The sequence below is a fragment of the Sphingobium sp. FG125 genome (assembly GCF_057809795.1).
The window spans coordinates 19,105-39,853 of record NZ_JBMDKQ010000026.1; the positions used below are offsets into that span (position 1 = coordinate 19,105).

Consider the following 20,749-nt stretch of genomic DNA (forward strand, 5'->3'; position numbering starts at 1 on the left):
GCATGAGGATGCTGCTTATGGCGGCGCTGCTGGTCAGCACTGCCGTCCCGGCGGGGGCGACGAAAGACAAGGATGCGCCCACGCCGACGCAGGGCAGTTCGGCAGAACCCGACAATCCCTATCCCTCCACCTACAAAGCCTATCCCGGCGTCGCGACCGCCATTCGCGGCGCGACCATTTTCGACGGGGAGGGGGGACGGATCGACAATGGCGTCATATTCCTGTCCGATGGCAAGGTGACCGCGATCGGCGGCCCCGACACGCCGATCCCCGCCGACATCGCGGTGTTCGACGGCACCGGCAAATATGTAACGCCGGGCGTGATCGACATTCACAGCCATCTGGGCGACTATCCCAGCCCCAGCGTGGACGCGCTGTCCGACGGCAATGAAGCGACCGCGCCGGTCACCGCTCATGTGTGGGCCGAACATAGTATCTGGCCGCAGGATGCCGGGTTCGGGCGGGCGCTGGCCAATGGCGGGGTGACCAGCCTGCAAATCCTGCCCGGATCGGCCAATCTGTTTGGCGGGCGCAGCGTGACGCTGAAAAACGTCCCCGCCCGCACCATGCAAGGGATGAAATTCCCCGGCGCGCCTTATGGCCTCAAAATGGCCTGCGGCGAAAATCCCAAGCGTGTTTACGGCTCCAAGGGACGCGAGCCGTCCACCCGCATGGGCAATATGGCGGTCAACCGCCAGACCTGGATCAAGGCGCGCGACTATCAGAAGAAACGCGCCGCCGGGAAAGACCAGACCCGCGACCTGGGGCTGGAAACGCTGGCCGATGTGCTGGAGGGCAAGATACTTGTCCACAATCACTGCTACCGCGCCGACGAAATGGCCAATGTCATCGATATGGGCAAGGAGTTCGGCTACAAGGTCACCGCCTTCCACCACGCGGTCGAGGCCTACAAGATCGCCGACCTGCTGCGCGACAATGGCGTCTGTTCGGCGCTGTGGGGCGACTGGTATGGCTTCAAGATGGAGGCCTATGACGGGATCAGGGAGAATATCCCGCTGGTCCACCGCGCAGGCGCCTGCACCATCGTCCATAGCGATGACGAGAATGGCATCCAGCGCCTCAATCAGGAGGCGGCCAAGGCACTGGGCGCGGGTCGCCGTATGGGGATCGCCATCGCGGACGAGGTCGCCTGGACCTGGCTCGCCATCAATCCCGCGCGGGCCATGGGCATCGCCGAACAGACCGGCAGCCTGAAGGTCGGCAAGATGGCCGACGTGGTGCTGTGGAACGGCAATCCGTTCAGCACCTATACCCGGCCGGAAAAAGTGTGGATCGACGGCGCTTTGCTCTACGACAGCGCCAATCCCAAGCTGCGCCCGGTCAGCGACTTTGAACTCGGCCAGATCGGCGCGGGAGATGTGAAATGACGAAGGCATCCAACATCCGTTCGCTTCGAGCGAAGTCGAGAAGCGGTCACGCAGCCTTCGCGGCTCTTGCGTTGCTCTCCACCCCCGCCCTTGCCCAATCGCTCGCCATCACCGGCGCGACCCTCGCCATTGGTGACGGCTCCGAACCCATCCGCAACGGCACCGTCCTTATCACAGCTGGCAAGGTGGCCGCCGCTGGCGCAGGCATCGCCATTCCGCCCGGCACCAAGACGATCGACGCGGGCGGCAAATGGGTGACGCCCGGTCTGGTCTCCGGCTATTCGCGGGTAGGTCTGGTCGAAGTTCCCGCGGTCAACGAAACAAACGACGCCAGCGCCCGCTCGCCCTTCTCCGCTGCGATCGACGTGGCGCCTGCGATCAACCCGCTCGCCAACCCGATCGCGATCAGCCGGACGGCGGGGATCACCCGCGCCGTCGTCGTCCCATCTACCGGCACCGGCATTTTTGCAGGGCAGGGCGCTGTGGTCGATCTGGGCGCGGACATGAACGCTATCACGAAGGCGCGCGCCTTCCAATATGTCGAACTGGGCGAGGAAGGGGCCAAGGATGCAGGCGGCAGCCGCCCTGCCGCGATCCTGACCTTCAAAACCATGCTGCGCGAGGCGCAGGAGTTTGCCAAAGCCCCCGCCAGCTATGACGGGCGGTCGAGGGATGCGCTGCTCAACCGGGTGGATGCGCAGGCGCTGGTTCCGGTCGTCACCGGCGCGATGCCGCTGATGGTCCATGTCGAAAGCGCGCGCGATATAGTGACCGTCCTGTCGCTGCGGCAGGATTTCCCCGCGCTCAAGATCATCATCGCCGGGGCCGCCGAAGGCTGGATGGTCGCGCCGCAAATCGCCGCCGCCAAGGTGCCGGTGATCGCGGGCGGCCTCGACGATCTCCCCTCCAGCTTTGAAAAGCTCGCCGCGACCCAGAGCAATGTCGGGCGCATGGTGAAGGCAGGCGTGGCCGTATCCATGGGGCTGATGGACCGGGACGAGGGGCTGCAACTGCGCCTCGCGACCCAGCAGGCGGGCAATATGGTGGCGCTGAACAAGGTGCCGGGGGCCACGGGTCTCAGTTGGGGCCAGGCGCTCCGCACCATCAGCAGCGCGCCTGCCGAAGCCATGGGGCTGGGCGATCGCATCGGTTCGCTCAAGGCCGGGCGAGCCGGGGATGTCGTGCTGTGGGACGGCGATCCGCTGGAAATGACCTCCGCGCCGATCGCGGTTTGGGTCGACGGCGTGCCGCAACCGATCGACAACCGCCAGACCAAGCTGCGCGACCGCTATGCGACGCCGGGCGAGGGCGCGCTGCCCAAGGCGTATGAATGGTAGGGTGAGGCGGCGGCGATAGGGTGTGCCGTCGCAACCCCGCCCCGTTCGTTTCGAGCGAAGTCGAGAAACCTGCACGCTGTGTTTCTCGACTTCGCTCGAAACGAACGGAGGTTGAGAAAACCCTCAAGCCATCGCGCACTATGCCGCAGTTGGAAGAGGCGACCCTCGCTGTCCTACACCAGCCCCGCCTGCTATAAGCGCGCCCGGCTCCTTCCCATCGTTCGCACCCCACACACGACCGCGCGCTCCGCATGGCCGACCGGCAAACTTCACCCAAATTCCCCACAAGCGATATGGGCGAAGTTTGCGAAGTTCCGCGCGCACCCATCACCGCAGAATGCGTAACATCCTGTCCGCGTTGCGCACGAAAATATCATGATTGCCGGGAAATATGCGAAGCTAAGCCCCGCATCTCCTATCCGACGCTTGCCCGCAACCGGGGCGTCAGTTCATCGACAGGATCATGTTCCGCACCTGCGGATAGACCTGCTTTTCCCATTTGCTGCCGGAAAAGACGCCATAATGGCCGACGCCCGGCTGCAAATGATGGCGTTTGAGATGCGGGCGCAGGCCCGTGCAGAGCGTGTGTGCCGCCGCCGTCTGGCCCACGGCGCAGACATCATCCTTTTCGCCCTCGACCGTCAGCAGCGCAGTCTTGCGGATCGCGCCCGGATTGACGGGACGACCGCGGTGCATCAACTCGCCCTTGGCCAGCATCGTGCGCTGGAATACCAGGTCGACGGTTTCAAGGTAGAATTCCTTGGTCATGTCCAGGACCGCGAAATATTCCTCGTAGAACGTCTTGATCTTGTCCGCCTCGACCGTCTTGCCATCGGCGAGCAACTGGTAAAGTTCGCGATGCTGCGACCCGTGCCGTTCCATGTTCATCGCCATGAAGGCGGAAAGTTGCAGGAAGCCCGGATAGACTTCGCGACCGCGCCCGGCATAGCGGAATGGGACGGTGGAGATCAGATTCTTCTCGAACCAGTCGATCGGCTTGTCATTGGCCAGGTCGTTGACCACGGTCGGCGCGACTCGCGTGTCGATCGGCCCGCCCATCAGCGTCATCGACTTGGGCGTTGCCGGGTTTTTATCCTCGGCCATGACCGCCACTGCCGCCAGAGCAGGGACGCAGGGCTGGCATACCGACAGCAGATGCGCGCCCGGTCCCATCGTCTGGAAAAACTGGATGATATAATCGACATAATCCTCAAAGCCGAAGCGCCCGGCCTCCAGCGGCACGTCGCGGGCATTTTTCCAGTCGGTAATATAGACGTCATGGTCCTGGAGCAGGGTCACCACCGTGCTGCGCAACAAGGTGGAGAAATGACCCGACATCGGCGCTACCACGAGCACGCGCGGCTGGGCGGTCTCTACCTCATCCTTCACGAAATGCAGCAGGTCGCCAAAGGGCAGGTCCGCGACAATCTCCTCGCGCACCGCGACATCGGCATTGCCGCTGCGCACAGTGTCGATCGCATAGGCCGGACGCTTGTGCGTGACGCGCGCGCCCTGGAACACATCCATCAGCGCGAACATGCGGCGCGGCATGGCCCAGTCGGCCATAGGCCCCATCTTGTCGCGCATCCCCAGCGCGATCTGCGCCCCGAAGCGTGCCGGCGCCAGCATATCGTTCCACGCCTGATAACCACTGTACAGCATTCGCATGACTATAAGCGCGCCTTGTTCAATCCGTCCATCCGAATCGGTTTACGTATGCAACGCTATACACGGATTATATGTTGCACCGCATCATCATAAATGTAGGTTAAGGCTGACCGGAGGGAATGTCATGGCTATCGCACAACTCACTCTATCCAGTAAAAATTATTCGTCCTGGTCGCTGCGTGGTTGGTTGCTGTGTCGCATCGCGGGACTGAAGGTCGAAGAAAAGCTGATCGCGCTGGACGACGCGGAAAATCGCGCTGAGCTGTTGCTGCTCTCACCCTCCGTGCTGGTGCCGCGCCTGACGCATGAAGGGGCAAGCGTCTGGGACACGCTGGCGATCGCGGAATATCTGCATGAGCTGTATCCTGACGCGGGCATGTACCCGGCTGACCGGATTGCCCGCGCCCATTGCCGGTCGGTATCGGGGGAAATTCATTCGGGCTTTGCCAATCTCCGCTCCGCCCTGCCGATGAACCTGAAAGTCCGGCACGCCAAATTCCCGATCTTTTCCGGGGCCAAGCCCGACATCGAACGGATCGAGACGATCTGGGCGGAATGTCTGGACAGCTATGGCGGACCGTGGCTGTTCGGCGACAAGCCGACCGTCGCCGACGCCATGTTCGCGCCGGTGGCCGAACGCTTCCTGACCTATGCCGTGCCGGTGTCGGCGACGGCGGCGGCCTATTGCCGGACGATCAACAGCTGGGACATCATGCGCGAATGGATTGATGAGGCGCGGGTCGAGCCGGACGAGGTGGAAGAACTCGACATCGAATTCTGACCGCTCTTCCCGGTGCGAACGCTTAAACCCGTACCCCCGCCAGCCACTCCCCGATCATCGCCCGGCCAGCCGCCACTGCGCCGGGACCATGATCGTCATGGGCCTGTCGCAGGGCGATGCCGCACTGGCCCGCAATATCCAGGTCGGCCCAGAAATGGGTCAGCCATTCGTCGAAGCGGGGGTCCTCGCCCATTTCGGCGTGGAATTGCAGCGCCAGCAGATTGGGGCCGCGCCGAAAGGCCTGATGGGCGTAGAGGTCGGTGGAGGCGAGCAGATCGACGCCATCGGGCAGATCGAACGTGTCGCTATGCCAATGCAGCAGCGGCACGCCATCGACATGGCGCAGGGGGGAAGTCGCGCCCGCTTCATTCACAGTCACGGGCGCAAAGCCCAGTTCCATCCGCCCGCCCGGATAGACGGGTGCGCCCAAAGCTGCCGCGATCATCTGGCTGCCCAGGCACACGCCCAGCGTTGGCCGGTCGCGGTCCAGCCGGGCAGCGAGCTTGTCGATCTGGACGGGAATCCAAGGGTGGACATCGGCCTCATACACGCCCATCGGCCCGCCCATCATGATTAGCAGGTCCGGTTCGCACAGATCGACGCCCGCAAAATCGGGGCTGGCGACATCGACCCGGTCGATATGATATCCCGCCGCTTCGATCGGCTGGAGATAGCCAGCGGCCCCTTCGCGGGGAACATGGCGGACGATGAGCGCTGTTTTCATGCTACCAATCCGGTAGATAATCCCGTGCGTCGTCGCCAGCCCAGCCTTTCTTGGCGGCGGGCAAGTCAGGCTATCGGATCGCTATCCAGCATGGCGAATGCCCGGACAGGAAATGTCCCCATGCCCACGATCTTGGGTGGTACCGCGCTAAAGCCGAAACCCGCCGTCGGCAGAGCGCCCATATTGGTCAGATGTTCGCAAATCAGGACGCCCGCACCCAGCAAGGCGCGGTGCACCGGGCGGCCACAACCGGGGCGGGTATCGTCAATATTGTGGCTGTCGATTCCGACCAGCCGCGCGCCGCGATCCGCCAGCAGGCAGGCGGCACTCTCCGTCAGGAACGGATGCACATCAAAATAGGCCGGTGTGCGCCAATACCGGTCCCAGCCGGTGTGGACCAGCACGGCCTTGCCGCCCACGTCCAGATCATCCAGATCGGCGGCATCGGTCGCCAGCCCGACTGTCTCGAACGGTCGCCTGATGAGGATGGCGGGCAGGCTGACGAGCCGGTCGAGCGCCAGCATCGACAGATCGTCGCCATCCTCAAAACGGTGAAACGGGGCATCCAGATAGGTGCCGGTGTTCGACACCATGTCGATCCGTCCCATCTGAAAGGCGCTGCCATCTGCATAGGTGGCGCGCGATTGCTCCCTGGTCCAGTAGTCGCAGATATGCGGTGCTGCCACGCCCTTATAGGTCGGCATCCCATGCTCGATTGCATGGCTCAGGTCTATGAGGCGGGTCATGCGGGCGATGCTTTCCGGCGGGCGATGCGCCATAATGCGACGAAGCCGATCCCGCTCCAGATGATGTTCAGGACCATCGAGGGAATTGCGTCATGCCACCATGTGTTGAGTACGAAGAAGGCGGCACCCAGCGCGTTCATGCCCTGAAACGCTGCCGACCCGCCGGTCAGCCGTCCGCTTGACACCCCCAGATAGGCGGCCAGTACCAGCAGCGCGCCCATCCAGCCTATGACTTCGACGAAAAACGCCAAGAGCCGCGCTCCCCCAGGAAAAAGGCTCCCTCCATGCCGGGGGGAGCCTTTCAACTCTTAGCGTGGTGCGTCAGCCGATCAAGCCGCCAGCTTGCGCAGCACATATTGAAGGATGCCGCCGTTCAGGAAATATTCCAGCTCGTTGATCGTATCGATCCGGCAGAGCGCGGTGAAGGTGAAGGTTGAGCCGTCGGCGCGGGTGACCAGCACGTCCACATCCTGACGGGGTTTGAGGTCCGCGACACCGGTGATGGTGAAGCTTTCATCGCCGGTCAGGCCCAGCGTATCGCGCGTGTCGCCATTTTTGAACTGGAGCGGCAGGACGCCCATGCCGACCAGATTGGATCGGTGGATACGCTCGAAACTTTCGACGATAACCGCGCGGACGCCCAGCAGATTGGTGCCCTTGGCCGCCCAGTCGCGTGAGGAGCCGGTGCCATATTCCTTGCCGCCGATGACGACCAGCGGGGTGCCGTCCGCCTTGTGCTTCATCGCCGCGTCGTAGATCGGCATCACGTTGCCGTCATAGCGGGTCATGCCGCCTTCGACGCCGTCCAGCATCAGATTTTTGATGCGGATATTGGCGAAGGTGCCGCGCATCATGACTTCATGATGGCCGCGCCGGGAACCATAGCTGTTATAGTCGGCCTGCGCGACCTGATGCTCGGACAGCCATTGGCCGGCGGGGCTGGACGCCTTGATCGAGCCTGCGGGCGAGATGTGATCGGTGGTGATCGAATCGCCGAAGATGGCCAGCGGTTTTGCTGCGATAATGTCGGTGACGGGTGCCGGGGTCATGCTCAACCCCTCGAAATAGGGCGGGTTGGCGACATAGGTGGAACCTGCACGCCAGCTATAAGTGTCGGTGCCGGTGACGTCGATCGCCTGCCAGTGGGCGTCGCCCGTATAGACATTGGCGTAGCGCGCCTGATACATTTGCCGGTCCATGCAGCCCGCGATGCTTGTCGCGACCTCGTCATTGGTCGGCCAGATGTCTTTCAGATAGACGTCATGACCTGCGCTGCTGATGCCGATGGGGGTGGTGATGAAATCCTCGATCACCGTGCCTTTGAGCGCATAGGCGACAACCAGCGGGGGCGAGGCCAGGAAATTGGCGCGGACGTCGGGCGAGACGCGACCTTCAAAATTGCGGTTGCCGGAGATGACTGCGGCGGCGACGAGGCCGTTGTCGTTGATCGCGGCGCTGATCGCCGGGGCCAGCGGGCCGGAGTTGCCGATGCAGGTGGTGCAGCCATAGCCCACAAGGTTGAAGCCGATCGCGTCGAGATGCGATTGCAGACCCGCCTTTTCAAGATAGTCGGTGACGACCTGGCTGCCCGGCGCGAGGCTGGTCTTGACCCAGGGCTTGGGCTTGAGGCCGAGTTCGTTGGCCTTTTGGGCGACCAGACCGGCTGCAATCATGACGCTGGGGTTCGATGTGTTGGTGCAGCTGGTGATCGCCGCGATGGTGACGTCGCCATCGCCAATGTCGAAAGCCTCGCCCTCGACCGGTACGCGCTGCTGCGCCTTCTTGTAGGTGTTGGCCAGATCGGCGTTGAACACATCATCGACCTGCGGCAGCGAGACGCGGTCCTGCGGGCGCTTGGGACCGGCCAGGCTGGGGACAACGCTGGCAAGGTCGAGTTCCAGCGTGTCGGTGAAAACGAGGTCGGCGGACGGGTCGATCCAGAAGCCCTGCTCTTTGGCATAGGCCTCCACCAGTGCGAGCGTGTCGTCGCTGCGGCCGGTCAGGCGCATATAGTCCAGCGTCTTGTCATCGATGCCGAAAAAGCCGCAGGTCGCGCCATATTCGGGGGCCATATTGGCCAGCGTTGCGCGGTCGGCGAGCGAGAGGCTGGCGAGGCCGGGGCCGAAATATTCGACGAAGCGGCCGACGACGCCCTTTTTGCGCAGCATTTCGGTGCAGGTGAGGACCAGATCGGTGGCGGTGACGCCCTCCGTGAGTGCGCCGGTGAATTTGAAGCCGACGACTTCGGGGATGAGCATGGAGACGGGCTGGCCCAGCATCGCGGCTTCCGCTTCGATGCCGCCCACGCCCCAGCCGAGTACGCCCAGGCCGTTTATCATCGTGGTGTGGCTGTCGGTGCCGACGCAGGTGTCGGGATAGGCGACGGTCATGCCGTCGGCATCGACCGACGACCAGACGGCCTGCGCGATATTTTCGAGGTTCACCTGATGGCAGATGCCGGTGCCGGGGGGGACGGCGTAGAAATTGGCGAGGGACTTGCTGCCCCATTTGAGGAAGTCGTAGCGCTCCATATTGCGCTGATATTCGATTTCCACATTCTGCTCGAACGCCTTGGGCGTGCCAAATTCGTCGACCATGACGCTATGGTCGATGATGAGGTGGACGGGGACTTGCGGGTTGATCTTGCTGGCGTCCGCACCCAGCGCGTTCATCGCGTCGCGCATCGCGGCGAGATCGACCACGCAGGGGACGCCGGTGAAATCCTGGAGCAGGACGCGGGCGGGGCGATACTGGATTTCGCGCTGGGCCTGGCCCCGGTCCTTCTGCCAGTCGATGATCGCCTTTATGTCCTCGACCGTGACGGTCACGCCATCTTCAAAACGAAGCAGATTTTCGAGCAGCACCTTCATCGAGAAGGGCAGGCGGGAGACGTCGCCCAGCTTGGCCGCGGCTCTTTTAAGCGAGTAAAAGGCGATGTCCTTGCCGTCGACATGCAATATATCGCGCGTGCCCAGCGTGTCCTGTCCGATGGCGGTCATGAATGTGCGTCTCCTCGCGGTAGCTTCGGCCCGGTCGGGATGATGACGCATGATCCGCCAGAAAGCCGGACGGCTTAAGGGTGGGCGGCGCCCGAACCATGGGTCGAAGCAGCTATATCCCGTTGTAGCAGGGAGATAGGAACTAGCGGTGCCAAGTCAATTGCCAAGTCGTCCAAGGCAGATGTTTGGGAGGCAGGTGAGGTCGGGATAGAGATGGGTGAGTTTACTTTGTCCCGTTCGTTTCGAGCGAAGTCGAGAAACGGTGGCACGCCGGTTTCTCGACTTCGCTCGAAACGAACGGAGCTTGGGATTCAATCTAAAGTCATCACACTCTAGAAATAGCAATGCCGCCGCTGCGCTTTCCCCAAGGGGAGAGCGCAGCGGCGGCATCTGTTTGAAATGGCTATCAGACCCCCGGATCAGTGGGCGACGGGGGGTGCGAATTTGGTCAGGTCGATGCCGACGACCGCGCTCTTATATTCGTCCATGCTGGGCGTGCGGCCCAATATGGTCGACAGCACCACAACCGGGGTCGAAGCCAGCAGCGATTCGCCCTTTTTCTCGTCCGTATCTTCCACGACGCGACCCTGGAACAGGCGGGTGGAGGTGGCCATGACGGTGTCGCCCTTGGCGGCCTTTTCCTGATTGCCCATGCACAGGTTGCAGCCGGGACGTTCGAGATACAGCATCTTCTCATAGCTGGTCCGCGCAGCGCCCTTCGGCGCCACATCGTCAAACTCGAACCCGGCATATTTTTTCAGCACGTCCCAGTCGCCTTCGGCTTTCAGCTCATCGACGATATTATAGGTGGGCGGCGCGACGACCAGCGGTGCCTTGAACTCGACCTTGCCTTCGCTGGCTTCGATATTTTTGAGCATCTGGGCCAGGATTTTCATGTCGCCCTTATGGACCATGCACGAACCGATAAAGCCCAGATCGACCTTCTTGGTGCCGCCATAATAGGAAACAGGCCGGATGGTGTCATGGGTGTAGCGCTTGGACACGTCCGCATTGTTGACATCCGGGTCGGCGATCATCGGCTCGTTGATCAGGTCCAGATCGACCACCACCTCAGCAAAATATTTGGCGTTGGGGTCGGGTGCCAGTGCGGGCTTCACGCCCGAACGGATTTCCGCGATGCGCGCGTCCGCCTTGGCGATCAGGCCGCGCAGCGTACCCGCTTCATTGTCCATGCCCTTGTCGATCATGATCTGGATGCGCGACTTGGCGATTTCCAGCGACTCGATCAGCGTTTCGTCCTGCGAGATGCAGATCGACGCCTTGGCCTTCATTTCGGCCGTCCAGTCGGTGAAGGTGAAGGCCTGATCGGCGAGCAGCGTGCCGATGTGGACTTCGATCACCCGGCCCTGGAATATATTTTCACCGAACTGGGCGAGCATCTGCGCCTGGGTCGCGTGGACCACGTCGCGGAAGTCCATATAGGGGAGCATCTGGCCCTTGAAGCTGACCTTGACCGACTGCGGGATCGGCATGGTCGCTTCGCCCGTTGCCAGCGCCAATGCAACCGTGCCGGAGTCCGCGCCAAAGGCCACGCCTTTCGACATGCGGGTGTGGCTGTCGCCGCCGATGATGATCGCCCAGTCGTCCACGGTGATGTCGTTCAGCACCTTGTGGATCACGTCGGTCATCGCATGATAGCGGCCCTTGGGGTCGCGCGCGGTGATCAGGCCAAAATTGTTCATGAAGGACATGAGCTTGGGGATATTGGCCTGCGCCTTTTTGTCCCAGACCGACGCGGTGTGGCAGCCCGACTGATAGGCGCCATCGACCAGCGGAGAAATGACGGTGGCCGCCATCGCTTCGAGTTCCTGCGCCGTCATAAGCCCGGTCGTGTCCTGCGACCCGACGATGTTCACCGTGACGCGGACGTCCGACCCTGCGTGCAGTATCTTGCCTGGTGTGACGCCCACGGCATTGCGGTTGAAGATTTTTTCAACAGCCGTGAGACCCTGGCCCTCGACCGAGATTTCCTTGTTCGGAGCGAACACCAGGGGCGCTTCGACGCCCAGCGTTTCGGCGGCGAAGGTCTGGAGCTTCTTGCCGAACACAATGGCGTAGCTGCTGCCCGCCTTCATGAATTCCATCTTCTGCGGGGTGAAGGCGGAGGCGACATCGACCAGTTCATTGCCCGCTTCGTCGGTCAGCTTCTTGTTCTTGACGTCGATCTTGAGGACCGTGCCAGTCGCGACGGAGAATTTCTCCTCCAGCACCGGATTGCCGTCATTGTTCAGGATGGCTTTGCCGTCCGGGCCGGTCATCTTGACCCAGTTTTTAAGGTTGATGCCGATGCCGCCGGTCACGTCCACGGTGGTGCCAAAGATCGGCGAGATGCCGTTGGTGCCGCCAACGACAGGCGCATAGTTGACGAAGGGCACATAGGGGCTGGACTGTTTGCCGGTCCACAGCGCCACATTGTTGACGCCCGACATGCGCGAGGAGCCGACGCCCATCGTGCCCTTTTCGGCGATCAGCATCACGCGCTTGTCGGGATGCTGGGCTTTCAGCGCCACAATCTCCTGCTGCGCCTGCGGCGTCATCATGCATAGGCCGTGCAGTTCACGGTCGGAGCGCGAATGGGCCTGATTGCCCGGCGAGAGCAGGTCGGTCGAGATATCGCCTTCGCCAGCGATGTAGGTGACAACCTTGATCTCATCCTCGACATCGGGGAGCTTGGTGAAGAATTCGGCCTGGGCGTAACTTTCCAGCACGTCCTTGGCGACCGGATTGCCCGCCAGATAGGCGTCGCGCAGGCGGAACATATCGGCGTCGTAGAGGAAGAATTGCGTCTTGAGGACGTCGCCCGCCTGAACCGCGATCGCGGCATCATCGCCCAGCGCAATGTCGAGCAGCACGCCGATCGAGGGGCCGCCCTTCATGTGGCTGAGCAGTTCGAGCGCGAAGGCGGGGGTGATTTCCGGGACGTTTACTTCGCCCAGGATGATCTGCTTGAGGAACGCCGCCTTGGCAGCGGCTGCGCTCGTGGTGCCGGGCAGCGTGTTGTAGATGAAGAATTTGAGCGCGTCGGCGCGATGTTCGCTGGCCGCATCCTGGATGATGGCGATGATTTCGCTGAGCAGGACACCGTCGTCGATCGGCTTGGGCGCAAGTCCCTGAGTCTTTCGGCTGTCGATTTCGGCCAGATAATCCAGGTAAATGCTCATCTTTTCCCCAACGTCATAAAGTGCACGGATTCGACGCGCAGCGCCACTTGCCGATCTTTATGCCCGGTCTGGGGAGCTGTCGGCCCCCGGTAGTTGAACCGACACCGATTGGCAAGCCGCCGCAGCGCAGCAAAAATGGCTTGGGGCCATTGGGTAGGAATGGGTCAGCGCGCCTTCTGCGTCGCGATCCAGGCGTCGATCTGGCTGTCCAGCACCGTCAGCGGTACTGCGCCCTGCGCCAGCACCGCGTCGTGGAAGGCGCGCAGGTCGAATTTCGGGCCGAGCGCGCTTTCCGCCGTCGCCCGCAATTCCCGGATTCTGATCTCGCCCAGCTTGTAGCCCAGCGCCTGACCCGGCCAGCTGATGTAGCGGTTGACCTCCGCATCGATATTGGCGTCCGACAGGGCGCTATTATCCTTCATGAAGGCGACGGCGCGGGCCTTGTCCCAGCCCTTGGCATGGATGCCGGTGTCGACCACCAGACGGCAGGCGCGCCACATTTCGTAGGACAGGCGGCCCATCATCTTTTCGGGCGTGTCATACAGGCCCATCTCTTCGCCCAGATACTCGGTGTAGAGCGCCCAGCCTTCGACATAGACGGTGAAGCCTGCGAGATATTTGCGGAACGGGGGCAAGGGGAGTTCCTGTTGCAGCGCGATCTGGTTGTGATGGCCGGGCACTGCCTCATGCGCGGTGAGCGCGGGCAGTTCCCAAAAGGGGCGCTGGTCGAGTTTCGAGGTGTTGACATAATAAGTGCCGGCGATCCCGCTCTCTGGCGATCCGGGCATATAATAAGCGGTCGTGGTCCCTTCCGCCTCGGCGGCGGGGATGGGTTTGAGGCCATAGGGCAGGCGCGGCAGGGTACCGAAATAGCGGGGCAACAGGCCGTCAATCGCCTTGGCCTGCCGCGCGGCGACCTGGAGCAGTTCCTCCGGCGTTTTGGCGTAATAGCGCGGATCGGTGCGCAGATGCTGGATGAAGGCGGCGCGGCTGGGATAGCCTGCCTTGGCCGCGACCTCATCCATGCGGGCGCGGATGCGGGCGACTTCGGACAGGCCGATGGTGTGGATCTGGTCGGGGGTGAGGTCGGTGGTGGTGTGGGCGCGTACCCGGCTGGCATACCAGGCCGCGCCGCCCGGCAGGGTGGAGGCGCTGTCGCTCTTGCGGCAGGCGGGCAGATAATCCTTCACGAACAGGTCGTGCCATTTGCGATATTCTGGCGTGATGACATCGCGGATCAGGGCGGTGGCGCGGGCCTGCATCGCGGTCCAGTCCGCATCGCTGATGTCGCGGGGTTTGGCGCGGGTGAAGGGTTCGTAGAAGCGGGTGTCCTGCGGCTTGCCCGCGACGATGCCGCTGATCGTGGCGGCATATTTGCCCAGCACCGAGCAGGGCTGGACGTAACCGCCCCTGATCGCCTGCCGCGTGATGGCGAGGGCATCGCCATTTTGCCGGGGGTAGAGCGAGAGGCGCTTCAAATAGCTGTCATAGTCGGCGCGGTTGTAGAAGGGCAGGCCGTCGCCCATGCTGGCAAAGCCCTGATGCCAGCCATAATAGGTGGTGAACAGCATCAGCCGTTCGGCGGGATGGGCTTCCCCGGCAATGTCGTCGCGCAGCATCCAGAGCAGGACCGCGCGATTGACCCGGTCGGTGGTGTCGAGGCCGCTGTCGGCGATCGCGTCCAGCCGGGCGACAAAGGCCTGTTCCGCTTTGATCTGCGCGGCGCGGCCCGCCAGCGATATGTCGTAGATGCGGTCGTCATAGGTGCGGACCCCGCGAGCGGTGGCATCGACCGGATGGACCGAAAGCCACCAGGCCCAATGATCGTCCATCACGCTGGTCAGGGCGTTATGGGGCGTTTGGGCGTGGGCCAGAGCGGGCGCGGCGGTGGCGATGAGGAGGGCGATGATCTTGCGCATGGGGCAAGGGATCGCGCGTCCCGGTGCATTTGGCAAGGGGATCAGAGGGGGTCAGGCCGGCGCGACGCCGTCCGCTTCGACGATGCCGTCGCCAGCGTGGAAACCGCGGACCCGGACCCGCTTTTCGACTAGATCGACGGGCACGCGCAGCAGCACCAGCCGGTAGCTGCCGCCCAGATCACGCTGGAGCAGGAAACCGGCGGCGTCGCGGACCAGTCGCCCGGTTTCGTCCACCGCTGCGCCAACCTCCGTCACCGGGTCAGACCCAGCCTTCCAGCACCTGATTGGGCGGGCGGTGGCCATCGACCCAGCTGCGGATATTGGCGATGACGCGCGCGCCGGTGGCGTCGCGGCCCTCGAAGGTGGCGGACCCCATATGGGGGAGCAGGACGACGTTGGAGAGGGAGAAGAGGCGCGGATCGACCGCCGGTTCATGGGTGTAGACGTCCAGCCCCGCGCCCGCGATCCGGCCTTCGTCCAGCGCGACGATCAGCGCGGCTTCGTCGGTGATTTCGGCGCGGGATGTGTTGATGAGATAGGCGTCGGGGCGCATCAGCGCGATCCGCCGGGCGTCGATCAGCCCGCGCGTGTCGGCGTTGAGCGGGCAGTGGATCGACACGATGTCGCAGGCGGCGAGCAGGCCGTCCACGTCGCCGATCCATTCGGCCTCCAGTTCCTGCTCCACCTCGAACGGCAGGCGGTGGCGGTTGTGATAGGCGATGGTCAGGCCAAAGGCGCGGGCGCGGCGGGCGACGGCGCGACCGATGCGGCCCATGCCGATGATGCCGAGCTTCTTGCCACCGATGCGGTGGCCCAGCATCCCCGACGGACTCCAGCCGCGCCACTCGCCACTGCGCACCAGCTTTTCCCCCTCGGCCAGGCGGCGGGGGACCGACAGGATCAGCGCCATCGTCATGTCGGCGGTATCTTCGGTCAGGACGCCGGGCGTATTGGTGACGATGATGCCCTTCGCGCGGGCGGCGGTCAGGTCGATATGATCGACGCCGCTGCCGAAGCTGGCGAGGAGTTGCAGCCGGTCGGGCGCGGCGGCGATCAGCGCGGCGTCGATCTGGTCGCTGATGCAGGGGACCAGCACGTCGCATTGCGCCATGGCGCGGGCGAGTTCGGTGCGGCTCATCGGCTGATCACCGACATTGAAGCTGGCGTCGAACAGTTCGGCCATGCGCGCCTCCACATTGGGGGGCAGGCGGCGCGTGACGATGACGCGCGGCTTGGCGGGGCGCGGTTGAGTCGAACGCGGTTTCTGGGCCATGCCAAGGCCGCTATGCTTGGCCGCGCCTTCGGTCAAGCGCTTATGGCGGATCGGGCAAGTCAGCAGTTGTCGCGGGGGCGGCGCAGCGGCTATGGGAAGGCCATGGGTGACAGGAAAATCAGGTCGGGCATGAAGCGCATCTGGCTGGGCGCGGGCGTTGGAATCGCGCTGGGCGCGGCGGGTGGCGCGGTGATCGCGGCGGGCAAGCCGGTGCCTTACTGGGCCTCGATTTCGCAGCCTGAGGCGCGGATGCGGGTCGGGCCAAGCCTGGATTACCCGTCCAACTGGATATACCGCCGCCGCGACCTGCCGGTGAAGGTGGTGCAGGTGCTGGGCCTGTGGCGCAAGGTCGAGGACCCCGACGGCGCGCAAGGGTGGATGCACGTCCGGTTGCTGAGCGATACGCCGACCGGGGTTGTGCGGGCGGCCGAAGCGCCGATGCGCGAATCGGCCAGCGATGGCGCGCGGACGCTGTTTCGCGCGCAAAAGGGCGTGGTGGGGCGCTTGTCCGACTGTTCGGGCGGCTGGTGCAGCTTCGATGTGAAGGGCCAGCGGGGCTATGTGAAGGCGCAGGATGTTTGGGGCGCGACGGATAAATAGGATTTGCGGGGCTTAGCTTCGCATATTTCCCGGTGATTGTGATATTTTCGTGCGTGCTGCGGGCAGGATGTTGCGCGGGGCGGCGGCTGTTGGCGGCGCGGAACTTCGCAAACTTCGCCCATGTCGCGCGTGGGGGATTTGCGCGAAGTTTGCGCGGTTGTGCTGGGTGGACGATGGGAAAGAGCCGGGTGCGAGTGTAGCAGGTGGGGTGGGTGTAGGACAGGTGGTGTTGGGTGTGGGTGTCGGCGGTGGCCTTATGTCTAGCTAGGGTGGGGAGCGGACTGACTGATATTGGATCAGCATCACTCAAGTCAGACGTTGCAGAGCGGGGTCAATCTGGCCATCATCGCAACATGCAATGCCGCTTTATGAACCTCGCTCCTTTGATACTGTTGGTGACGCAAGGATGTGAACAGATGCCACAGCGGCTCTCGGATAACGCCATTCAAAAGTTTCGGGAAGAAATGCCGGGCATCACCGAAGGGTGCCTTAACAAGATTAAATATGGTGGCATCGAATCGATGCCGTCGAGCACAGATGAATGCTTCGAAATGACACCAGCCCGTCAGTGGAAAGGCCTATGGAGAAGAGAATTCGAGAATTCTCGCTTTTGTCCACCTCCCGCTAGTTCCTGCTCCTATCATACTGCTGGCGACCGCGTCTGGTTGTCGGGGAAGGCTCTAACCTCTTCGGTTAGCGGCGAAGGCCTCTACGAAGTTGAGTTTGTGGGACGGCACACGGCTCGCAAGGGAAGCTACGGGCACTTGAGCGCCTTCGACTATGAGATAATCGTCGATAAGGTAATCAACTTACGTCCGGTTTCAGATGCCGCGACTTTAATCGAGTAAGGCTGCGAATGGTCGCTTGCGGATTGTCCCCTTTCCCCTCTCCCTTGAGGGAGAGGGCTGCGGAGACTTGGCTGCTTGCAGCCTTAGTCGTAGCTGGGTGAGGGTGTGATGACCTCTCGGAAGCGCGCGCCGTTGGCGTTGGTCCCCCTCATCCAACTTCGCCTAACCTCACTGCGTTCGGTAAGGCTTTGTATCCTTCTCCCCTGTGGGGAGAAGGGTGGGGGCTGATGGTTAAATAGCGTCGTCATCCTGACGACCCGAAGGGGAGCGGTGCTAAAGTCAGGATCCATTGGCTCTACGCTTGCGCGCAATAGCTAGCCTTGCGTGAATGGATCCCGGATCAAGCCTGTCCTGAGCTTGTCGAAGGGTCCGGGATGACGGGGGTGGGGATGTCTGCTTTCTTTCCCGCTGCCCCTCACGCTTCCGGGCGGGTCCAGATCCAGGTGCCGCCGATCAGGGCGGCGGTGATCGGGATCAGATACCAGGGCCAGGGGGAGAGGAAGAGGGCGAGGGTGGCGCTGAAGGTGAAGGCGGCGAGGGCGGCTTTTTTGCCGCGACGGCTGATGGCTCCGCGTTCCCGCCAGCGGCGGATGTGGGGGCCGAAATGTGTGTGGTCCAGCAGTCTGGCTTCCAGCGCCGGGCTGGAGCGGGCGAAGCAGAAGGCGGCGAGGATCATGAAGGGGACGGTGGGGAGCAGCGGCAGGAACGCGCCGATCGCGCCGAGGCCGAGCGAGGCGAAACCGGCGATGAGGTAGAGGTGCCGCCGCATGGGGTTCCTGTTCGGGCCGGGTGGGGTTTTGCGATGCTATTGCTTCGCAGGTGCGGGGGTGGATGGCAAGGGTTGAGCGGTGGCACCAGCGTCGTGCCCCCTCTTCCAACTGCGCCTAGGCGACTGGCGTCGCCAAGGCTTCGTATCCTTCTCCCCACAGGGGAGAAGGGGGTGCATACGGCCTTCCGTTATCCCTCCATCGTCATGCTGAATTTATTTCAGCATCCATCGTGCCCCACAAGCCGCCGCTCGTGACGAGAAATGGACCCTGAAACAAGTTCAGGGTGACGATGAAGGAGGGCGCAGTTTCATATACGATAGCTCTGGGGAGAAGGAATTACGCGGCGGGGAGTCTTAGACGCACGAGGAGGCCGCCTAGGTCCTCGCTTTCTTCCAGGGTGACGGTGCCGCCGTAAATCTCCGCGACGTCGCGGACGATGGCGAGGCCGAGGCCGGTGCCGGGTTTGCCGGAATCGAGGCGGACGCCGCGGTCGAAGATGCGGGTGCGGTCCTGCTGCGGGATGCCGTTGCCGTCATCCTCGACCAATATTTCGACCATGTCGCCCGCGCGCTGGACTGTCGCGAACACGCTGCCGCCGCCATATTTGGCGGCGTTTTCGACGAGGTTGCCAAGCATTTCGTCGAGGTCCTGCCGCTCGACGCGGACGGCGGCGTCCTTGTCCCCGTCCATATCGACGCGGGCGTGGGCATAGAGGCGGGCGACGGCGCGTTCGACGGCGGTGAGGCTGGCCCAGACGTCGGCGCGACTCTGTGCGGCACCCCGCCTGCCGACGGCGCGGGCGCGGGCGAGGTGATGATCGACCTGCCGCCGCATGGTGGTGGCTTCGCGGATCACGGTTTCGCCAAGGTCGGGTGCCTGGGCGGTGGCGGCGTTCATGATGACGGTCAGCGGGGTCTTGAGCGCATGGGCAAGATTGCCCGCATGGGTGCGCGCTTCTTCCGCCTGGCGTTCATTGTGGGCGAGCAGGGCGTTCAGTTCCTCGACCATGGGCAGGACTTCGGCGGGCATGGGTTCGGTGACGCGGCTTTTGAGGCCGTCGCGCATACGGATGATTTCCAGCCGCACCTTGCGCAACGGGCGCAGGCCGTAGAGAGTCTGGAGCGTGGCCAGCACGAACAGGCCGAGCGCGAGCAGGGCGAAGCTCTGCACCAATGTGGTGCGCAGCGTGCGGATCTGGGCGTTCAGCCCGGCGCGCGCCTGCGCCACGATGAACATCCAGCGAGTGTTCGATCCGGGCAGGACGACGGTGCGTTCCATGACGCGCAAATCCTCGCCGGGGAATTGCTTGCTGTCATAGACGTGGAGGTGGCGGTCATGATGGTCGGCGGGGACCTTGATCGCGCGGTCCCAGAGCGAGCGGGATCGCCAGTCCTCATGCCCCTTTGCGCTGACCTGATAATAGAGGCCGCTATTGGGTTCCAGGAAGCGCTGGTCGGCCAGTTCGCGGTTGAAGAGGACTTCGCCGTCCGGCCCGATTTCCGACGCGGCGATCATCGCGGTCAGCACATAATTCATGCCGTCGTCGAAATTGCGGGTGATGGCGTCGGCCAGCACCCGGTCCAGCGCCACGCCGCCGCCGACCAGCAGCACGCTGATCCATAGCGCAGCGATGCCGATCATCCGGCGGCTGATGGAGCCGGTGGAGCGGACGGGGGGAGGGGTGGCGGGATCGGTCATATTTTCAGACTGTTCCCATATCCGTTCGGGCTGAGCCTGTCGAAGCCTTCTCCTGAGCGAAGCGAAGGCTCCTCACTTCGTTCGGAGGTGCCCTTCGACTTCGCTCAGGGCGAACGGAATATATGGCGCTGTTTACCGCCCCGGCTCGTCCAGGCTGTAGCCAAGGCCGCGGATGGTGGTGATGACGTCGGCGCCCAGTTTCTTGCGGATGCGGGTGACGAACACTTCGATGGTGTTGGAATCGCGGTCGAAATCCTGATCGTAAATATGTTCGATGAGTTCCGTGCGGCTGACCACCTTGCCCTTGTGATGGAGCAGATAGGACAGGAGTTTATATTCCTGCGCGGTAAGTTTTACCGGATCGCCGCTGAGCGTCACCTTGCCGGACCGTGTGTCGAGGCGGACGTCGCCGGCGGTCAGTTCGCTCGACGCATTGCCCGACGCGCGGCGGATGAGGGCGCGCAGGCGGGCGATGAGTTCTTCGGACTGGAAGGGCTTGGCGAGATAATCGTCCGCGCCCGCGTCCAGCCCCGCCACCTTGTCCGACCAGCTGTCGCGCGCGGTCAGCACCAGCACGGGGAAGGCGCGGCCTTCCTTGCGCCAGCGGTCCAGTACGGTCAGGCCGTCGATGGTGGGTAGGCCAAGGTCCAGCACGATCGCGTCGTAATTTTCGGTCGAGCCAAGGAAATGCCCGTCCTCACCATCGGTGGCGAGGTCGACGGCATAGCCTGCGCCCTCCAGCGTGTTCCTGAGCTGCTGGCCCAGACTTGGTTCATCCTCGACGATCAGCAGGCGCATGGGCGTTCCGTTTCTTGT

The 20,749-nt window shown here is 63.2% G+C and carries 17 protein-coding genes; 5 read left to right on the forward strand and 12 right to left on the reverse strand.

The window, feature by feature from the left end; translation table 11 throughout:
- The first annotated feature begins 2 nt into the window (after positions 1-2).
- Both ACODSR_RS18765 and ACODSR_RS18770 read left to right on the forward strand, forming a co-directional pair.
- Positions 3-1,388 (forward strand): amidohydrolase, encoded by a 1,386-nt coding sequence (locus ACODSR_RS18765; protein WP_489078121.1) that lies wholly within the window; start codon positions 3-5, stop codon positions 1,386-1,388.
- Positions 1,385-2,725 carry an amidohydrolase family protein gene (locus ACODSR_RS18770; RefSeq protein ID WP_489078122.1) on the forward strand — a complete coding sequence of 447 codons (1,341 nt, stop codon included), beginning with the start codon at positions 1,385-1,387 and terminating at the stop codon, positions 2,723-2,725. The genes ACODSR_RS18765 and ACODSR_RS18770 overlap by 4 nt, the downstream gene beginning before the upstream one ends.
- 444 nt (positions 2,726-3,169) lie before the next feature.
- Here the strand turns inward: ACODSR_RS18770 and ACODSR_RS18775 are convergent, their stop codons facing one another.
- Positions 3,170-4,393, reverse strand: a complete 1,224-nt coding sequence (locus ACODSR_RS18775; protein ID WP_489078123.1) for a polyhydroxyalkanoate depolymerase — start codon at positions 4,391-4,393, stop codon at positions 3,170-3,172.
- Between the two features lie 124 nt (positions 4,394-4,517).
- Here ACODSR_RS18775 and ACODSR_RS18780 point away from each other — a divergent pair, with 124 nt between their 5' ends.
- Entirely contained in the window at positions 4,518-5,174 is a 657-nt protein-coding gene (locus ACODSR_RS18780; RefSeq protein WP_489078124.1) for a glutathione S-transferase, read from the forward strand.
- A 22-nt stretch (positions 5,175-5,196) separates the two neighbouring features.
- On the opposite strand, the gene ACODSR_RS18785 is transcribed toward ACODSR_RS18780, so the two are convergent.
- The 8 genes from ACODSR_RS18785 to ACODSR_RS18820 all read right to left on the reverse strand — a co-directional run bounded on the left by ACODSR_RS18785 (position 5,197) and on the right by ACODSR_RS18820 (position 16,017).
- On the reverse strand, positions 5,197-5,898 hold the full coding sequence (locus ACODSR_RS18785) for a glutamine amidotransferase (RefSeq protein WP_489078125.1): 702 nt from the start codon (positions 5,896-5,898) through the stop codon (positions 5,197-5,199).
- A gap of 65 nt (positions 5,899-5,963) precedes the next feature.
- Positions 5,964-6,644, reverse strand: a complete 681-nt coding sequence (locus tag ACODSR_RS18790) for a cyclase family protein (RefSeq protein WP_489078126.1) — start codon at positions 6,642-6,644, stop codon at positions 5,964-5,966.
- Positions 6,641-6,865 (reverse strand): CBU_0592 family membrane protein, encoded by a 225-nt coding sequence (locus ACODSR_RS18795; protein WP_489078144.1) that lies wholly within the window; start codon positions 6,863-6,865, stop codon positions 6,641-6,643. The genes ACODSR_RS18790 and ACODSR_RS18795 overlap by 4 nt, the downstream gene beginning before the upstream one ends.
- Before the next feature lie 108 nt (positions 6,866-6,973).
- Entirely contained in the window at positions 6,974-9,643 is a 2,670-nt protein-coding gene (gene acnA / locus ACODSR_RS18800; RefSeq protein ID WP_489078127.1) for an aconitate hydratase AcnA, read from the reverse strand.
- Between the two features lie 419 nt (positions 9,644-10,062).
- Positions 10,063-12,825, reverse strand: a complete 2,763-nt coding sequence (locus ACODSR_RS18805; RefSeq protein ID WP_489078128.1) for a bifunctional aconitate hydratase 2/2-methylisocitrate dehydratase — start codon at positions 12,823-12,825, stop codon at positions 10,063-10,065.
- 164 nt (positions 12,826-12,989) lie between these two features.
- On the reverse strand, positions 12,990-14,744 hold the full coding sequence (locus tag ACODSR_RS18810; protein WP_489078129.1) for a DUF885 domain-containing protein: 1,755 nt from the start codon (positions 14,742-14,744) through the stop codon (positions 12,990-12,992).
- 51 nt (positions 14,745-14,795) lie between these two features.
- A complete protein-coding gene (locus ACODSR_RS18815) occupies positions 14,796-14,999 on the reverse strand; it encodes a DUF5818 domain-containing protein (protein ID WP_489078130.1) in 204 nt (67 codons plus the stop codon).
- A 4-nt stretch (positions 15,000-15,003) separates the two neighbouring features.
- Positions 15,004-16,017 carry a 2-hydroxyacid dehydrogenase gene (locus ACODSR_RS18820; RefSeq protein ID WP_489078131.1) on the reverse strand — a complete coding sequence of 338 codons (1,014 nt, stop codon included), beginning with the start codon at positions 16,015-16,017 and terminating at the stop codon, positions 15,004-15,006.
- A gap of 102 nt (positions 16,018-16,119) precedes the next feature.
- On the opposite strand from ACODSR_RS18820, the gene ACODSR_RS18825 reads away from it, so the two are divergent.
- Both ACODSR_RS18825 and ACODSR_RS18830 read left to right on the forward strand, forming a co-directional pair.
- Positions 16,120-16,617 carry an SH3 domain-containing protein gene (locus ACODSR_RS18825; protein WP_489078132.1) on the forward strand — a complete coding sequence of 166 codons (498 nt, stop codon included), beginning with the start codon at positions 16,120-16,122 and terminating at the stop codon, positions 16,615-16,617.
- Positions 16,618-17,033: 416 nt separating this feature from the next.
- Positions 17,034-17,465 carry a hypothetical protein gene (locus ACODSR_RS18830; protein ID WP_489078133.1) on the forward strand — a complete coding sequence of 144 codons (432 nt, stop codon included), beginning with the start codon at positions 17,034-17,036 and terminating at the stop codon, positions 17,463-17,465.
- Between the two features lie 415 nt (positions 17,466-17,880).
- On the opposite strand, the gene ACODSR_RS18835 is transcribed toward ACODSR_RS18830, so the two are convergent.
- From ACODSR_RS18835 to ACODSR_RS18845, 3 genes are all read right to left on the reverse strand, one after another.
- The gene (locus ACODSR_RS18835) at positions 17,881-18,234 is read right to left on the reverse strand and encodes a YbaN family protein (RefSeq protein WP_489078134.1); all 354 of its coding nucleotides are present in this window, start codon (positions 18,232-18,234) and stop codon (positions 17,881-17,883) included.
- A 337-nt stretch (positions 18,235-18,571) separates the two neighbouring features.
- Positions 18,572-19,876, reverse strand: coding sequence for a sensor histidine kinase (locus ACODSR_RS18840; protein WP_489078145.1), 1,305 nt, complete (start codon positions 19,874-19,876; stop codon positions 18,572-18,574).
- A 189-nt stretch (positions 19,877-20,065) separates the two neighbouring features.
- Entirely contained in the window at positions 20,066-20,731 is a 666-nt protein-coding gene (locus ACODSR_RS18845) for a response regulator transcription factor (protein WP_489078135.1), read from the reverse strand.
- Between the last annotated feature and the right edge of the window lie 18 nt (positions 20,732-20,749).

Bases quoted from the DNA above. Each gene is read 5' to 3' on its own strand.
- ACODSR_RS18765 (WP_489078121.1), top strand. From the start codon at position 3: ATGAGGATGCTGCTTATGGCGGCGCTGCTGGTCAGCACTGCCGTCCCG.
- ACODSR_RS18770 (WP_489078122.1), top strand. From the start codon at position 1,385: ATGACGAAGGCATCCAACATCCGTTCGCTTCGAGCGAAGTCGAGAAGC.
- ACODSR_RS18775 (WP_489078123.1), bottom strand. From the start codon at position 4,393: ATGCGAATGCTGTACAGTGGTTATCAGGCGTGGAACGATATGCTGGCG.
- ACODSR_RS18780 (WP_489078124.1), top strand. From the start codon at position 4,518: ATGGCTATCGCACAACTCACTCTATCCAGTAAAAATTATTCGTCCTGG.
- ACODSR_RS18785 (WP_489078125.1), bottom strand. From the start codon at position 5,898: ATGAAAACAGCGCTCATCGTCCGCCATGTTCCCCGCGAAGGGGCCGCT.
- ACODSR_RS18790 (WP_489078126.1), bottom strand. From the start codon at position 6,644: ATGACCCGCCTCATAGACCTGAGCCATGCAATCGAGCATGGGATGCCG.
- ACODSR_RS18795 (WP_489078144.1), bottom strand. From the start codon at position 6,865: ATGGGCGCGCTGCTGGTACTGGCCGCCTATCTGGGGGTGTCAAGCGGA.
- acnA (WP_489078127.1), bottom strand. From the start codon at position 9,643: ATGACCGCCATCGGACAGGACACGCTGGGCACGCGCGATATATTGCAT.
- ACODSR_RS18805 (WP_489078128.1), bottom strand. From the start codon at position 12,825: ATGAGCATTTACCTGGATTATCTGGCCGAAATCGACAGCCGAAAGACT.
- ACODSR_RS18810 (WP_489078129.1), bottom strand. From the start codon at position 14,744: ATGCGCAAGATCATCGCCCTCCTCATCGCCACCGCCGCGCCCGCTCTG.
- ACODSR_RS18820 (WP_489078131.1), bottom strand. From the start codon at position 16,017: ATGGCCCAGAAACCGCGTTCGACTCAACCGCGCCCCGCCAAGCCGCGC.
- ACODSR_RS18825 (WP_489078132.1), top strand. From the start codon at position 16,120: ATGGGTGACAGGAAAATCAGGTCGGGCATGAAGCGCATCTGGCTGGGC.
- ACODSR_RS18830 (WP_489078133.1), top strand. From the start codon at position 17,034: ATGCCACAGCGGCTCTCGGATAACGCCATTCAAAAGTTTCGGGAAGAA.
- ACODSR_RS18835 (WP_489078134.1), bottom strand. From the start codon at position 18,234: ATGCGGCGGCACCTCTACCTCATCGCCGGTTTCGCCTCGCTCGGCCTC.
- ACODSR_RS18840 (WP_489078145.1), bottom strand. From the start codon at position 19,876: ATGATCGGCATCGCTGCGCTATGGATCAGCGTGCTGCTGGTCGGCGGC.
- ACODSR_RS18845 (WP_489078135.1), bottom strand. From the start codon at position 20,731: ATGCGCCTGCTGATCGTCGAGGATGAACCAAGTCTGGGCCAGCAGCTC.